This window comes from Spirosoma endbachense (genome assembly GCF_010233585.1).
Lineage (GTDB): Bacteria > Bacteroidota > Bacteroidia > Cytophagales > Spirosomataceae > Spirosoma > Spirosoma endbachense.
Map to the genome: position 1 here is coordinate 8,699,301 of NZ_CP045997.1, position 15,366 is coordinate 8,714,666.

Genomic DNA, 15,366 nt, shown 5'->3' on the forward strand with positions numbered 1-15,366 from the left:
GCAAAGACCCTATTCTTCTTTATCGTCCTTTCATAAATTCACCAGCGGCAGATTTCAGCAGCCCAGCAAATGAATTCAGACAAAACAAAACACCCCGGTCAATCAAAGCTTTTGCCTGATCGCCGGTAGCAGCGGTCGTGCCAGCGATCAGGCCCGCTTTACGGATTTTCTCGACAACACCCGCTATCGTTCGCTTTACTTCGTCATGACCGGGTCCATCAAAATACCCCATCGACATCGCCAGATCGCGCGGCCCGATCACAAATCCATCAACGCCTTCAACTGTCAGCAGATCGTCCAGATTGTCAATGGCTTCGCGGTCTTCAATTTGTGGTAAAACCAGCGTTTGCTCATTAGAAAAGTTCACGTATTCTCCCTGATTCATTTCTCCCAGCAAATAGTCTGACGATCGGGCCGGGCCAAAGCCGCGCTTACCGAACGGTGGATACTTCACCGCCTGAACCAATGCTTCAGCTTCCGCAACTGTTTTAACGCCCGGCATCATGATACCCATCACACCCGAATCCAGAAACTGCAAAATCAGTTTAGGGTCATTGCTCCGCACACGGGCTAAAGGCGTAATACCGCTCAGTTCACAGGCCCGCACAATGTCCTGCACCTGCGCTGTTGTTACGGGGCTATGCTCCCCATCGATCATATAAAAATCAAGACCCGAAAAGCCGCAGAGTTCGGCAACGGTAGGGTCGGTGCTATTCGAGAGAACGCCCAATACAGGCTGGCCATTTTTGAGCCGGGTTTTAACAATATTTTGCTTCATAGAGTCTGCAAAACGAACTCCATTGTTCCGTTTCGCTAATTTTCATTGGGTCACAGGAAGTACGGGCCGATCAATTACCATCGGTCCGTTTTGGGCAGCAAGATACGACCGAATCGATTCCGAATATATAGAATAGGCTAAGCTTTACACTGGTTAGACAATCGCATAGCTATTCTTTATTAAAACGCATACTTCTTAACGAAATACCGGGTTCATGGTATTTCACAACTCCTTATTCTCGCTTAGATTTAGATCCTCTTTCTCCACTTGTTTATGCGCTGGCTATTCTTCATTTTTATTGCTCTATTGCAACCCAGCCTGGCACAACAACCATTTGCAATTCGCCACCTGACCACTATTGACGGATTATCACAAGGATCGTGTTTCTACATTCGTAAAGATTCGCGCGGATTTGTGTGGATCAGTAGCCAAAATGGCCTGAATCGCTTTGATGGTACACAATTCACCGTCTATCGATTCAACGACCGGGATTCAACAACGATTGGTAAAGGAGAGGTTCGAGGGATTGTAGAAACGCCCTCCGGCGATCTTTGGGTTGGTACCGAAGAATGCCTGAATCAGTATGTCCGCCGAACCAATACCTTCCAGCGAATATACGCTACCGACCGGCAAGGCAAACGCCTTCCAGCGCTTCAGGAGCCTTTTTTTGCCGATGATTCAACGGTTTGGTATGCCAGCAACCGAGAGGGTATTATGAAGCTGAATTACCGAACCGGGCGAAAAACGAACATTAATCCGTCCGTAAAACCAAAATTCAGTATTACTACCGAGTGGATCGAACATCAGGTTGATCAACAGGCGCTTATCTACCTGTTGCCAATGGGGTTTGCCCGTTATAACTACCAAACGCACCAACTTACTACGTTTCTGACAGGTCAGCCAACCGACCAACCTATACGTAACGTGGCGGCTGGCGAGCACCGCCCCGAACGCTTACTTCAGTCCATTCATCATTGCCATGTCCGAGGGCCACATTATGGTCATTACTGCCTGGCCGGACCACAGGGCATTTTTGAGTTCGATGCCAGCCTGACGAAACTGATTCGTCATCATCCACTACGGTTGGGTATTTCTCAATATCGCCTGGTTAGTATGGACGAAGATGCGCAGGGACGCTGGTGGATAGGAGCTGAAGGGTCAGGTGTATGGCTTTATGATCCGGATAAGATGACCTTACTGCGCGAAATAACACCGGGCGCGACAAAGGCTAATTCACTATTAACCAACCAGATTGCCGATGTTTATGTCGATGATCTGGGATTGGTCTGGACAAACGGCGATCCGTTTGGCGTCGATGTGATTTTCCCGAATGCCTACACGATCGAAACACTACCGGATAATCCTGCCGACATTACCGATCTCAACAATCACCCCATCAGAGGTCTGTGCGAAGATGAGCATGGCGGTATCTGGATAGGAACGACCGATGGTGGTATCCGTTACTATTCCCCTACGACGGGCTCAATGAAAGCTTACTCAGCCGAACAGGGTGTCACAACGGAGGGAAATGTCCGGCAAATTATTCGAACGCTAAACGGACAATTTCTAGTGGTTAATTTACAGGGAATCCTTCGCTACGATCCTAAACTGGATCGATTTATCCAGGTACCAAATCCGTTGTGTGATGAACCTGACTGCCGCTTTGCCAGAGGGCTTCTGGAACTACCCGATGGCCGCTTTGTCATGGCTACTTACGGAGGTTTGTACTTGTTAAGTCCTGATCTTAAACCAATAAGCCGGATTGATCCTGAAGGCACCTACTTCGGCTCCTTGTATTTTGATCCGGTAACGAACCTGCTATATACGGGTCGGCGCGATCAGGATCTTATTGTTTACCGATACCAGCAGGGCAAGTTCACGGAGGACTATGTAACCCTGCCTGGCCACAACATCATGGCGATTTACCGGGATTCAATCCGCCATTGTTTATGGCTTGGCACTGATCGCGGCCTGGTTCGTTTCGACCCAGCCACCCGGAAAGCAATTCATACGTATACCGTTCGGGAAGGATTACCCGACGATGTCATTTACTGTTTGCTACCAGACCGAAAAGGGCGTTTCTGGTTAAGTACGAACAATGGACTGGCCAAGTTTTTTCCAGATGAAGGGAAAGCCAGTTCGGTAGTGTCTACGAAAGGTCGGGAATATAATAGTCATGCGGCCATGATCAGCACAGACGGGACTTTCTATTTTGGTGGCGTACATGGGCTGGATCACTTTATCCCGGATCAGTTAGAGATTTATAAAGCCAAGGTGCCGGTACGGATTGTAAGCTTTCAGGTCAATGATCAACCTTTTAAGTCCGACGGATTCGTTGGTGAAACGGGCACTGTAAATTTAACCCACCAGCAAAACACATTTTCGATTGGCCTCGCAGCATTAGATTATTTCAGCCGGGGCAAAAATCAGTTTTTCTACCATTTATCTGGTATTGACCGGGATTGGGTTCCGCTTTCCAATGCCAATCAGGTTCGCTACGCCGAGCTTTCACCCGGCAATTATGTGTTTCATGTTCGGGCGATGGATGCTCGCGGCCAACTGACTCCTATTACGAAACTACAGATAACGATTCAGCCACCCTTCTGGCAACAATGGTGGTTCTGGCTTCTGAGTTTATTACTGATTGCTTCGTTCATTGCCTTTTTGATAATTAGTTATAACCGGCAGAAACTCGCCAGACAACGGCGATTACTCACTAATACACTGGCCACTCAGGAGGAAGAACGTCGGCGTATTGCCCGAGACCTGCACGATGACGTGGGAAATACACTAGCCGCGATTAAAGGTATATTAGGAATAGCCCAGGAACGACTCACGGTAGCCACTGAAATGCCTGAAGTGGCACGCGCATACGGCCTGCTTGACAAAGCCAGTAACGACCTCCGGACCATCACCCATGATCTGATGCCCATTGAGTTCGAGAAATATGCTTTACCCGATGTTGTATCACAGCTTGTAGATCGGGCCAATCGCTCCTCTAAAACCGATTTTGAGTTTATTCTCTTTGGCGATGTTCGTCGGTTAAAACCCGAGCGCGAATTGGTTGCCTACCGAATCATTGCCGAGCTGGTTCAAAATGCGCTTAAGCACGGTGGGCCTGGATTAGCAATCGTGCAATTAGGCTATCATACCCGCCAATTAAGTCTACTTGTAGAAACTCCATTGGATAATAAACAATTGAACGTAGTTTTTTCTGATCAAATGACTACAGGAATTGGGCAAAAAAACATAACTTATCGGGCAGAATACCTGCATGCCGTATTAACTACGGATAGCAACGCTCAGAGTTATACCGTCATGCTCGACATTCCTTATGACGCAGTCGGACAACATCATTAGTATTTTAATTATTGATGACCATCGTCTGTTCAACGATGGACTGAGCCTGATGCTTGCCGATGTTCCTGACCTACTTATTGCAGGCCAGGTCTACCACAGCCGCGAAGCCACAGAACAGGTAGTCAAACTTCAGCCTGATGTTCTGATCATCGATTTTAATATGCCCGAAATTGACGGCCTTGAACTCACACGCCGACTGACAGTTGAACTGGGTACTCAACGAATTTTGATCGTGAGTATGTATGGCGAGAATCGGTATATTGAAGATTTTCGAAAAGCCGGAGCATCAGGGTATATGCTAAAAACATCCAGCAAAGATGAGTTGCTAACGGCTATCAGGTCGGTGGCGCAGGGGTTAATGTATTTCGATCCCAAACTTGCTGACAAGAAACAATTTAGCAACCACGCTGATGACGTTTTTCTGAAAAAATACAAACTATCTCCCCGTGAGGTTGAAATTATCAGGTATATAAAAGCCGGATTGAGCAGCCCTCAGATAGCGGATAAGATACACCTCAGCCAGCACACCGTTGATACCCATCGGAAGAACATTCACGCTAAACTTGGCATCAATACGATAGCCGATTTAGTACGATTCGCTGTTGAAACTGGACTATAGTCTACTCGGTCTATAAATATACCCGAATCCGGGTATTGCCCTCTCAATTAGGCTAAAGTAGCTTTGTTAAAATTCTATCCACATTGTTGGTGACCACCTGACGCATCGGTCGTCTCGCTCATACGGGACGACCTTTTTGTTTATTTACTTTCTGTCGGCTCCTACTTTCCCCTTGGCATCGGCATGACTCAGTACATTGGCAAGGATACTGTATATCAAATAATGATTTCAGGACCGTTACTGATTTAAATCAGTAACGGTCCTGAAATCAGCATCCTACTGGATCAATAGCCCTTATTTTGCTGCAATTTGGTATTGTTTCTGATTTCGGCCGTAGGAATAGGAAACAACAATTCTCTCTCTTTGAGAACAGGCCCATATGAAAACTTGTGCCCAACAAAATCATCAAATGTTCGGGTGGACTCATTGAAGGCCTTACGAAGCCTGGCCATGTCAAACCAGGTTTTATTCTCGAAGCTCAGTTCGTACCAACGCTCCCGCCAGATCGATTCCCGGAGCTGCTCTTTCGTTAAGCCGGCCAGATCAGGTAATTTCGCCCTTCGCCGAATCTTGTTAACGGCCTCGTAGGCAGCCGTGGTGGGACCAGACACTTCATTGGCCGCTTCGGCATAGATCAGCAAGACTTCCGCAAAGCGATACAAAGGCCAGTTCAGATCACTGCTGGTCGTTGTCAGATGGGCTTGCGTATCGAAATGTTTATAAATATAATACCCCCCTAAATCAATAGTCTTGCTGCGATCATTACTTAGTGTATAGCTTCGATAATAGAATTGCTTTTCCTGAGCGCGCAAATCCCCTGTTTCGTAGGACTCTACGAATTCCTTCTGGGCGAAAATAGCCCCTGTTTCATCGGAGTAAGCCGAGATTCCCTGGTTATAGGGAATGATGGACGTTTGCCAACCAGAGGGCTGAATATTCGCCGTAAACTGCACCATAAAAATATTTTCCCCAATGTTCTTTTTGGCGGGATTATGTAAATCGTCATACGTTGTAAATAAACTGTACTGATTCGACGAGATAACCTCGTTCGCCTTATCCGCTGCTTTTTTATGGTATTCGGCTCCTTTTTGTAGCGGATAGCCGGCCATGGTCAGGTAGACACTAGCTAACAGGGATTTGGCAGCCCCTGTCGAGACACGTCCGGATGCATCCAGAAACGGTAATCCAGACGATTCGGCCACCGATAAGTCATCGACAATCTGCTTATAAATACTTTCTTCATCGGACTGGCCAGGGTAGAGTGTCGGCGAATTTAAATCGATTGGCTCCAGAATCAGTGGTACTTTCCCGAATAGTTGAACCAGGTTATAGTAGTAGTAAGCCCGCAGAAAACGGGCTTCGCCCAATGCCTTCTTCCTGGCCACTTCATCCATGGCAATCGCTGGAATCCTGGCAATGGCCAGGTTTGCGTTGGCAATCCCCTTGTAGCAGCTGACCCAATACACCCGGCTATACTCATTATCCGATGTATTGGTCAAATTCCGAACGTACAGGCTATTGACGGCCTGTCCTAATTCCGTATTGGCCAAACCCGTTGCGAATTCCAGCATCATCCAGGGTGCTCCATTAAATCCACCACCAGTCGTGTTTTTTAAATTGTCATAAATGGCATTGATGGCACTGGTCGCGTGCTCCGGTTTGGTGAAATAATTGTCGGTGGTAAAATTACTTTTATCGCTTTCTGCCAGAAAATCGGAGCAAGCTGATCCTGCCAGGAATAAGCTGGCAAAAAATAGCCACTTGGTGGCGGTTTTAATTCGTATTGAAGTCATTGTGAAGGGGATAGTTTACAGGCCAATATTGAGACCAATCATAAATACTCTGGGTTTGGGATAGTCAAACGAAACGACTCCCTGATCAAAGGCACTGCCACTCGTCGATACTTCAGGGTCATAGCCCTTATATTCAGCTGTTTTCAGGAAAAAATTCTGCACGGAGGCATACACCCGTAGTCGGCTAAGCCGTATTTTTTCCGTGATCGACGGAGAGAAGTTATAGGCTAGTAATAGGTTACGCCCCCGTATAAACGAGGCATCATATATATGGCGGGTATCATCATTGGTGTCGTAGCCAGCCGATACGGGCCTTAACTGGGCAATGTGCGTATTCTGATGGTCGGGCGTCCAGGCGTTTAAGACCGTTTTGAGGCTATTCGCGATTCCCTGCCGATTTTCAGTCGGTCGCTGGGTTCTAAAGAGCACATCGTTCCCATACATAAATTGCAGGTCGACGGTGAGATCGAAGTTTTTATACTTGAAGCTGTTCAGTAACGTACCGAAGCCATCGGGAATACCTTTTCCAATAATAACTTGATCATTGTTATTGATCACCCCATCCCCGTTTGTATCCTGATACTTGACATCCCCTGGCCTTTTTAAGTATTTAGCCGCTTCAGACTCTTCGGCAGTTCCCCAGGTGCCCGCCCCCGGACGAACAAACCCAAAGAATGAACCGACTGGCTCATTTTCGCGAACGACTGTCGAGCCAATAAAAATGTCGGAACCGCCTGTTAGCTTAACCACTCTATTTTTATTGACGGAAATGTTAAACGTTGTATGCCAGGAAAAATCCCTGGTCTTTACGTTGACACTATTCACGGCGAACTCAATGCCCCGGTTTTCCATACTACCCACATTGCGGGTAACCGTTTCGTAGCCACTACTATACGGAACCGGCGCATTGAGCAGCATATCGCTGGTCAGTTTCCGGTAGACATCCACTTCAAGCGATAATCGATTTTGAAACAGACCCAGTTCGACCCCCGCATCAACCTGTTGTGTCTTTTCCCAGCGCAAGTCCGGATTGGCCAGTCGCCCTACCCCAATGCCTACCGTCCGGGCTCCCCCAAAAATGACGGCATAATTACCCAGTCCGGCCAGAGCCTGATAAGCGGTGATTTCTGAGTTTCCCGTAACGCCATAGCTGGCCCGTAGTTTCAGATTAGAAACGGCCCGAACGTTTTTCATAAAACCTTCTTCAATGACCCGCCATGCCAATGCAGCAGACGGGAAAAAGGCATACTGATTGGCCGCACCGAATTTCGATGAACCATCGATACGCCCGGTGAAGGTGACTAAGTACTTGTCTTTAAACCCATAATTCATCCGACCGAAATACGAGTTTAATCCATAACCGACTGCACTAGAGCTGGGCGCTTGTGGCACTGAACCGGCGCCTAAATTATAGAACTGAAAATAATCGTCCTGGAAGTTCTGGGTAGCCGCTCGACTGGTAAACCGATCAACATGTTGCCAGGCTATTCCTAACAACCCTGTGAGAGCATGCTGTTTGGCAAACCGTTTATTATATGTCAGATAGTTTTCAACCTGCCATGAATTATGTCGTTCATTGGTAACACTGGCCGTTCCAAGCTGATTCCGGGATATATAGTTCAGCGTACGTCCATTGTACTCATCGGTCTCCTGATTGATAATGTTGATGCCGAGTGTGGTTCGTAATTCGAGGTCTTTGGTCAGTTTAAGGTTGGCGTACACATCCCCCAGCATCGTCTGGGTTTTCAGGTAATAAAACCGATCCTTCAGAATATTGATCGGATTACCGCCCCCTTCCATACCCGGGTAGTCTTCATTGCCTGCCCATCGTCCATCTGGATACTTGACCGGAATAATGGGAAGCGCTTCCAGTACTTGTCTCATGACAATAATGCCACCATTACCCAGTGGATCGACCTGATTTTCATTTTGATCATTATAACTTAAGGAACCGCCTACTTTTATCCAGTCTTTAAGCTGGCTATCGAACACAAACCGACCGGCAAATCGCTTTAGATACGACTCCCTAACCAGGCCGTTTTCGTTCCGGTAACCCAGATAGATGCCGTAACTATCTTTAGCATTCCCCCCGGCAAAAGCCAACTGGTGGTTTTGGGTGAATGCTTTCTGAAAGGATTCATCCTGCCAGTCTGTATCGTAGAGTGGATTACCGTTCGCATCAAACAGCAAGGGATTCGTTCGTTTCAGTCTAGGGTCTTTATACTTTCCCCCCGCCCAGCCAACCGGATCGAATTTCTGGGCATTCTGATAGGCAACATCTTCTACTTGCAGAAACTCTTTGGCGTTCAGCAAAGGAATCTTACGGGGAAGTACGCCGGTACTAAAATCCGTATCATAGGTGATCCGTCCTCCAGTCTGGCTACCCCGTTTCGTCGTTACCAAAATAACGCCATTTGCGCCCCTGGCCCCGTAGATAGCCGTCGCTGAAGCGTCTTTTAGCACCTCAACGGAAGCGATATCATTCGGATTAAGGTAATCAATAGGCGTGCTGCCATTGGCTAATCCGGTAGCGTTCAGAATAACCCCGTCAATCACATAAAGTGGATTATTGGCCACACTAACGGACGTATTACCACGGATACGTATGTTGGAGCGACCGCCCGGACGTCCCGAATTGACCGATACGTTGACCCCCGTAATCCGGCCAGCCAGCCCCTGATTCAGCGAAGCGGCCGGTCGTTGCTGCAACACTTCCGCTTTGACGGTGCCAACCGCCCCCGTTAGATCCGATTTCTTCTGGACGCCATAGCCAACCACGACGACCTCATTGAGCGTTTTTTGATCGGGAGCCAGTTGCACATCAATCGTAGAACGATTCCCAACAAGTACCTCCTGATTGAGGTAGCCTACGAACGAGAAAATCAACGTAATAGTGGTTCCAGTCTCGTCTGGAATGGTCAGGCTATAGATCCCTTTGGCGTCCGTTGTCGTACCCCGGCTGGTGCCTTTCAGCATGACGCTCACGCCAGGCAAGATCTCGTTGGTCTCACTTTTTACGGTGCCTGTGATGGTTCGATTTTCGTTTTCGGGAGCACGTACCTGTAGCAAGTCAGCCGGTTGGTGATTACTATTGGCTTGTCGATTTGGTTGAGACAAGCCAGGGCCAGGGCATAATGAACTCAAAACCAACAAAAAAGCAAAAATCAGTTTGAAAGGGGGTGAAAAGTACGGATTCATCATAGTCAGTTAGTTGGGTTAAGGTGATTAACTAGGGAAGTCCTTCAAGCAGGTGTATGCTGATTGGCATGCAGATGCCGACTAGTTGGTTACAGAGTCGGCAGACTACTCAAAGTTTGTATGAGGTCGTTTTATCTTCTGCTTATTGGCTATGTTTTTCATGCAAATGCCCGTTTTTAGTAGTCGCTTCCTGCGTGCTAATGCGTTTCACAAAAAAAGCAGATAAATAAACCTAAAAGTAATATTTGATAAACTATTTATACCATTATATTATCATTTAGTATATTTATAGATTTACTATACTTTTCAATCAGAGAAGAAAGTGTAGCGTCTAACCTATCATTTCGGATTACGGAGCGAGACTAGCATGGCTTCGTTGGAGCAGTAAAACGTCGACTGTCGATGAATGCAGGGAAGATAAAATCTGCTTCTTTACCAGCCTATAATTGGTGTATTGATAAAACCTGCTTCTATAAACTTAAAATAACAGTATAGGAAAGGGCGCTTGAGGAACGTTGATTGCGTTACTTTTTCGCACTTAGTTGACGATATAAAATTGCAGAAGGGTCAGAAAAACAGATCGGCAGCTATCCGAAATGTATTGCAGTGCGCTTCAACGATGTCGGTCAGGCGGGGTGAATAACCACCGCCCATAGAAACGGCAATTGGTAACCCAAAATGGATCGCCTGCTCAAAGACAAATGTATCGCGCGCTTTACAACCCTGCCGGCTTACACCCAGCTTACCCAGCCGATCTGATTTGAGAATATCCACGCCCGACACATAAAACAGAAAATCAGGCTTTTCGCGTCGGATCAGATCCGGCAAAAGATCGTAGAGTCTATTCAGATACGCTTCATCAGCCATACCTGTCGGCAGTTCAACATCCAGATCCGACTGCTCTTTTTTGAGTGGATAATTATCTTTCCCGTGCATACTGAAGGTGAATACACGTGGTTCCTGCTGAAACATTACCGCCGTACCATTGCCCTGATGGACATCTAAATCGATGACCAGAATCTTTCTTGCCTTATTTGTCGCCAGCAGATAGTGCGCAGCCACGCCAACATCATTAAGCAAACAAAAACCCTCCCCCCGATCAGGAAACGCGTGATGTGTACCGCCCGCAACATTCATGGCTACTCCGTCGCGAAAGGCAATATGGGTGCAGTCAATGGTTCCCTGCGTAATGATCCACTCCCGCTCAATGAGTTCGGGGGTCAATGGAAAACCGATTCGACGCACCATGGCCGGAGCCACCGTAAGGGTTTTCAATGCTCCTACATATTCGGCAGTATGGACGCCCAGCACCCAGTGGTCGTCAACGGGCAGAGGGGCAAAAAAATTATCGTCAGTACATGTTCCTTCATAAAGTAACTGTTCATGAATCAATTCATACTTAAGCATCGGAAAGCGGTGGCCCTCAGGCAATCGGAGCCGATAGACCGGCGAAAAAGCAATTTGAAGCATGGAAAATAAAGTATCCCGTTCGATAAGGATACGGTTTAGTTAACCCAACATTATCTAATTGTGTTACCAATCTGTATCGTTTGAACGTTTCAAGGGTTTATCCAACTTCTATGAAAACAGCTATCATTACAGGCGGAGGCCAGGGTATCGGCCGGGTTGCCACCCAGTATTTACTCACTCATGGATACCGCGTAGCCATTTGGGAGACCGACACCGACGCGCTGGCAGAACTTCGGGAAGCGTTCAAAGCCTCATCGGCGCAGATCCTGTTCGTTTCCTGCGATGTATCCAGTGAGGTGAATGTTCGGAAGGCCGCTGAACAGACATTTTCTCATTTCGGCCAGATCGATGCGCTGATCAACAATGCAGCCATCATGATCGAAAAATCGCTCGACAAATTAACCCTCGATGAATGGAACCGGGTTATCGGTACAAATCTGACCGGAGCGTTTCTTTGTGCCAAACACACGGCGCAATACCTGGCTTTGCAAAAAGGCAGTATCATCAATATGTGTTCGACACGGGCGTTTCAATCAGAACCAGACACATTTCCGTATACAGCCAGCAAGGGTGGGCTTCTGGCGCTGACCCATTCAATGGCCGTTAGTCTGGGGCCTGATATACGCGTCAATGCTATTAGTCCCGGATGGATCGACGTATCGGCACTGCGAAAAAAAGCAAAGGCAAAACCCGACGATCTTCGTCCCGAAGACCACGATCAGCACCCGGCTGGCCGCGTGGGTCAGGCCGACGATATTGCCCGGATGATTCTGTTTCTGATTGCGCCGGAAAATAACTTTATTACCGGTCAGAACTTCATAGTGGACGGTGGCATAACCCGAAAGATGATCTATGTGTAGACGAAACAAAACATCTCCTACCTTTGTCCCGTTTACTGCTCACACTTTTTCATCACTCCCTATGAACATTGAACTTGCCACCGCATCTGAGACGGAGCCACTGGAAGTCCTCGACTTACAGGTACTGGCCGGGCCGTCCTCCGGAAAATCGTTCCTGTCATTACGTTTCCTTCTGCGTAACGAACGAAAAACAAAGCACCTGCAAATTCCCACGTTAACGTGGTTTGATGCCAGTCAATTGCAACGTTTTTCACAGGAATTAGCGGTTGCTCAGTATCCCGAAATATGCCAGGTCGATCTGATCGATGCCGGTCTTCGCTTAACCGGCTCCGTACGTCGACTGGCAGGGCGCTGGACAACAGGTCGAACCGTTCGGATTGAACCACTCACAGCATCGGCCAATCAATTTGCTTCATTTACGATCCATGCATCGCATAAAGATGTTAAGACGTACGCTGGAAAACTGAACAATCGGCTCTGGGAAGTATTTACAAGAGGATAATGGTAGTTGGCTTTCGGTTACCCTATTCAGCTTATTGAACCAGGCTGAATTTTTACGAACTACCCGAAAGCTGTTTACCCAATCCGCTATACTAACGATCATATGGAAAACACGAACCAGGATGCGATGCTGAATGAACAGGGACAAACGTTCAGGCCAGATACGGGCGGACCCATTCAAACGCCCGATGAGGGAAAAATGCTGACCGAAGAATATGACCCAACCGATTTGTCTGGTGATGCCTTCTCAGCCCCAACAACGCCCACCGATGAAGAGGAAGCAATTACGGGCAACGATGGCACCGGTGCCGTTTCGGGTAGTCCTAACATGGAGCCTGACCGGTCAAACTACGGCAATAGCGATTCGCTCGGCAATAACGATGGCACCGAAGACAATCCGGAAGAGTCGGACTACTCAAATTGAGAAATCCTGATCATTAAGGAAAATTGGCAGAACAGGTTTTGTCAACAGAAACGGGCGACGTCAAATTATGACGTCGCCCGTTTCTGTTCACTACTATGTAGCCTGGACAGTATAGCTACCTGATTCCTGTCATTCTAAAGACCAAAGGCACTGCCCTCGTTGCGGGAAGTATAACCGGATTCAGTCGAACTACCAACGGAGCTGTCGTTATAACGGGTACCATCCGGGTTAACTATGCTCTGCCGGTTGAAGCTGTCACGGTCCGTATCGCTCCGATAAGCGTCATTATCATCATCACGCTCCGACGCTGCCCGGCTGTTCACAAACGATTCGGCCAGCACTGTTAGCTTTTTATCGGCATTTTTCTCTTCATCCAGCGTTTGCTGAAGTAATCGGGCGGCTTCAGTATAGCCGAGTACCTGCGCCAATGTGACAACCGAGCCATACGAAGCAATTTCGTGGTGCTCTATTTTCTGCCCGGCAATGATCAGCCCGGCATCACGAGTTAATGAACCTGAATCGGTATTTGATACAACCCGTTGGGCATCGTCAACCAGGCCATCGATTGCATCGCAGGAGCCTTCTTCAACATCGATACCGATGCTGCTAAATACCTGCTCCAGCCTTGCAACATGATTACGGGTTTCATCCTGATGCTGTAAAAAAGCATTTCTCACCTCATCGGTCGTAGAGGCATCAGCCTGCTCACCCAGCGCGTCTACGGCTTGCTTTTCAGCGTAATAAATATCTTTTAATTCAGTGGCAAACAAGCCACGAAGACCTTCCTGTGTTTCCAGATCGTTTCCACCAAAAAAATTTGCGATGCGTTCTCCAAACGTTGCCATAACTACTGTTGGTTATAAGGTTAGTTTATTAATTTGACCTAACCTTGTTGCCAATTCCATGCCAACCGCTGGTAGTCTGATGGTTACAGATTTTAGCGAGACTTGAGTGTTTCCATTTTTCTACATATTCCGTAGACTATCACTACAATTCCCCAATGCCAGTGGAACTGCGTGTTTTCTAAAAGATAACGATAAGGTAATAGTAGCCTTATGCAGGCAATCACATGCCACGGTTAATCATAACTCCCATACGAACCGTGACATGGCACTAACACAAAATGGCCTTACTTCAGCAATGCCATTACTGCATCATCGCCCACAACGGCGCTGGCTGGTCGTGGGTGAGCTGCATTGAATACCTGTAGCTCTTCTGGCTTTAGCAGTGTGTTCGAGGCTTCGTCAATCTGCCCATCTTTAAGGACTTTATTTAAGTCTAATTTGAGGTATTTGGCCAGAAAACGATAGGCAGCTGCGCGTTTGCTGGGGCCATAATCATGGCCTTCAGTGGGCAAATGCACATTTTCGAGCCGGTCAACAGCCCCATAATACTGGTAAATGTTGCGGACGTAGGGGAACTCCACTTCGGGTGTGTTTTTGGTCCAGTCTTTTCCATCAGACACCATAAGCATGGGCCGGGGTGCTGCCAGTGCAGCAATTTCTACATTGCTCGTCTGATGGGTTGGCCGTTTATGAATGGGCATCCCGCTTTCGCAAACGCAGCCGCCGAAAAAATGAGCCGACACCATAACGACCGGCACCGACACTTTTATTCGCTGGTCGAGCGCGGTGAGCAGAAACGTTTGCGTACCCCCACCTGATTCGCCCGACATACCAATTCGTTCGGTATCGACGTCGGGCAGGCTGGCTAGAAAATCTAATGCCCGCATCCCATTCAGGGTCTGTAGTTTTAGAGCCTGCGGAACTTTATGAGCACTTTGTTTCGAATCGCCATAGCCGAGCATGTCGTAGATGAACACAACAGCACCCATCCGGGCCAATATCGCACATCGCTGTTGTGCCTGCTCCAGAAAACGGGCATCCTGATTGGCGGCATGACCATGTGGGCAAAGAATTCCAGCCGATTTGCCCGTTTCGTTAAGTGGTCGATATAGATTACCCGTTACAAAAAAACCCGGCAGGCTCTCGAAAGCCACATTCTCGACGGTATAACCATTCATTTTTTTCAGGCTGTGGCGGATTGGACGAAGTGGCGCAAACTGCGGCTTTTTCGGTAAGCTCATACCGTCGCGAATGCCCTGCCGAATCAGTGAAGCCCTTGTCTCCCAGGTAGCCCGATCATGGTAGGTTCCCGCAAAAGTACGTAAGGCTTCGGCCCCCTGCGGTTCGGTAAAATAGGCTCCCTGGCACAAATCCGGGCGATCTGGGTTTGGCTGTGCAGTGGCCCCTAGTGTCAGTAACAAACTACCGATTGCAATGATATTCCGGATGTACATGATAAATGAATGAATGGATCAGCTTTATAGAAAACTGATTCGTTGCTTGTCTTATTTTTCAAAC

Annotated in this window: 11 protein-coding genes; 5 read left to right on the forward strand and 6 right to left on the reverse strand. The window is 47.7% G+C overall.

The window, feature by feature from the left end:
- Positions 1 to 19 precede the first annotated feature (19 nt).
- The gene (locus GJR95_RS35220; RefSeq protein ID WP_162390314.1) at positions 20 to 778 is read right to left on the reverse strand and encodes an HpcH/HpaI aldolase family protein; all 759 of its coding nucleotides are present in this window, start codon (positions 776 to 778) and stop codon (positions 20 to 22) included.
- Between the two features lie 273 nt (positions 779 to 1,051).
- On the opposite strand from GJR95_RS35220, the gene GJR95_RS35225 reads away from it, so the two are divergent.
- Entirely contained in the window at positions 1,052 to 4,138 is a 3,087-nt protein-coding gene (locus GJR95_RS35225; RefSeq protein ID WP_162390315.1) for a sensor histidine kinase, read from the forward strand.
- Positions 4,113 to 4,757 carry a response regulator gene (locus tag GJR95_RS35230; protein ID WP_162390316.1) on the forward strand — a complete coding sequence of 215 codons (645 nt, stop codon included), beginning with the start codon at positions 4,113 to 4,115 and terminating at the stop codon, positions 4,755 to 4,757. The genes GJR95_RS35225 and GJR95_RS35230 overlap by 26 nt, the downstream gene beginning before the upstream one ends.
- Before the next feature lie 284 nt (positions 4,758 to 5,041).
- Here GJR95_RS35230 and GJR95_RS35235 read toward each other — a convergent pair whose 3' ends face one another.
- The 3 genes from GJR95_RS35235 to GJR95_RS35245 form a co-directional block, all read right to left on the reverse strand.
- Entirely contained in the window at positions 5,042 to 6,550 is a 1,509-nt protein-coding gene (locus tag GJR95_RS35235) for a RagB/SusD family nutrient uptake outer membrane protein (protein WP_162390317.1), read from the reverse strand.
- A gap of 15 nt (positions 6,551 to 6,565) precedes the next feature.
- Positions 6,566 to 9,751, reverse strand: coding sequence for a SusC/RagA family TonB-linked outer membrane protein (locus tag GJR95_RS35240; RefSeq protein WP_232540963.1), 3,186 nt, complete (start codon positions 9,749 to 9,751; stop codon positions 6,566 to 6,568).
- 564 nt (positions 9,752 to 10,315) lie between these two features.
- Entirely contained in the window at positions 10,316 to 11,218 is a 903-nt protein-coding gene (locus tag GJR95_RS35245) for a histone deacetylase family protein (protein WP_162390318.1), read from the reverse strand.
- 110 nt (positions 11,219 to 11,328) lie between these two features.
- On the opposite strand from GJR95_RS35245, the gene GJR95_RS35250 reads away from it, so the two are divergent.
- The 3 genes from GJR95_RS35250 (at position 11,329) to GJR95_RS35260 (ending at position 13,003) form a co-directional block, all read left to right on the forward strand.
- A complete protein-coding gene (locus GJR95_RS35250) occupies positions 11,329 to 12,078 on the forward strand; it encodes an SDR family oxidoreductase (RefSeq protein WP_162390319.1) in 750 nt (249 codons plus the stop codon).
- A 61-nt stretch (positions 12,079 to 12,139) separates the two neighbouring features.
- Entirely contained in the window at positions 12,140 to 12,580 is a 441-nt protein-coding gene (locus tag GJR95_RS35255; protein ID WP_162390320.1) for a hypothetical protein, read from the forward strand.
- Between the two features lie 102 nt (positions 12,581 to 12,682).
- Positions 12,683 to 13,003 carry a hypothetical protein gene (locus GJR95_RS35260; protein ID WP_162390321.1) on the forward strand — a complete coding sequence of 107 codons (321 nt, stop codon included), beginning with the start codon at positions 12,683 to 12,685 and terminating at the stop codon, positions 13,001 to 13,003.
- A 134-nt stretch (positions 13,004 to 13,137) separates the two neighbouring features.
- Here GJR95_RS35260 and GJR95_RS35265 read toward each other — a convergent pair whose 3' ends face one another.
- Both GJR95_RS35265 and GJR95_RS35270 read right to left on the reverse strand, forming a co-directional pair.
- A complete protein-coding gene (locus GJR95_RS35265) occupies positions 13,138 to 13,848 on the reverse strand; it encodes a YciE/YciF ferroxidase family protein (protein WP_162390322.1) in 711 nt (236 codons plus the stop codon).
- A gap of 284 nt (positions 13,849 to 14,132) precedes the next feature.
- The gene (locus GJR95_RS35270) at positions 14,133 to 15,302 is read right to left on the reverse strand and encodes an alpha/beta hydrolase family protein (protein ID WP_162390323.1); all 1,170 of its coding nucleotides are present in this window, start codon (positions 15,300 to 15,302) and stop codon (positions 14,133 to 14,135) included.
- Between the last annotated feature and the right edge of the window lie 64 nt (positions 15,303 to 15,366).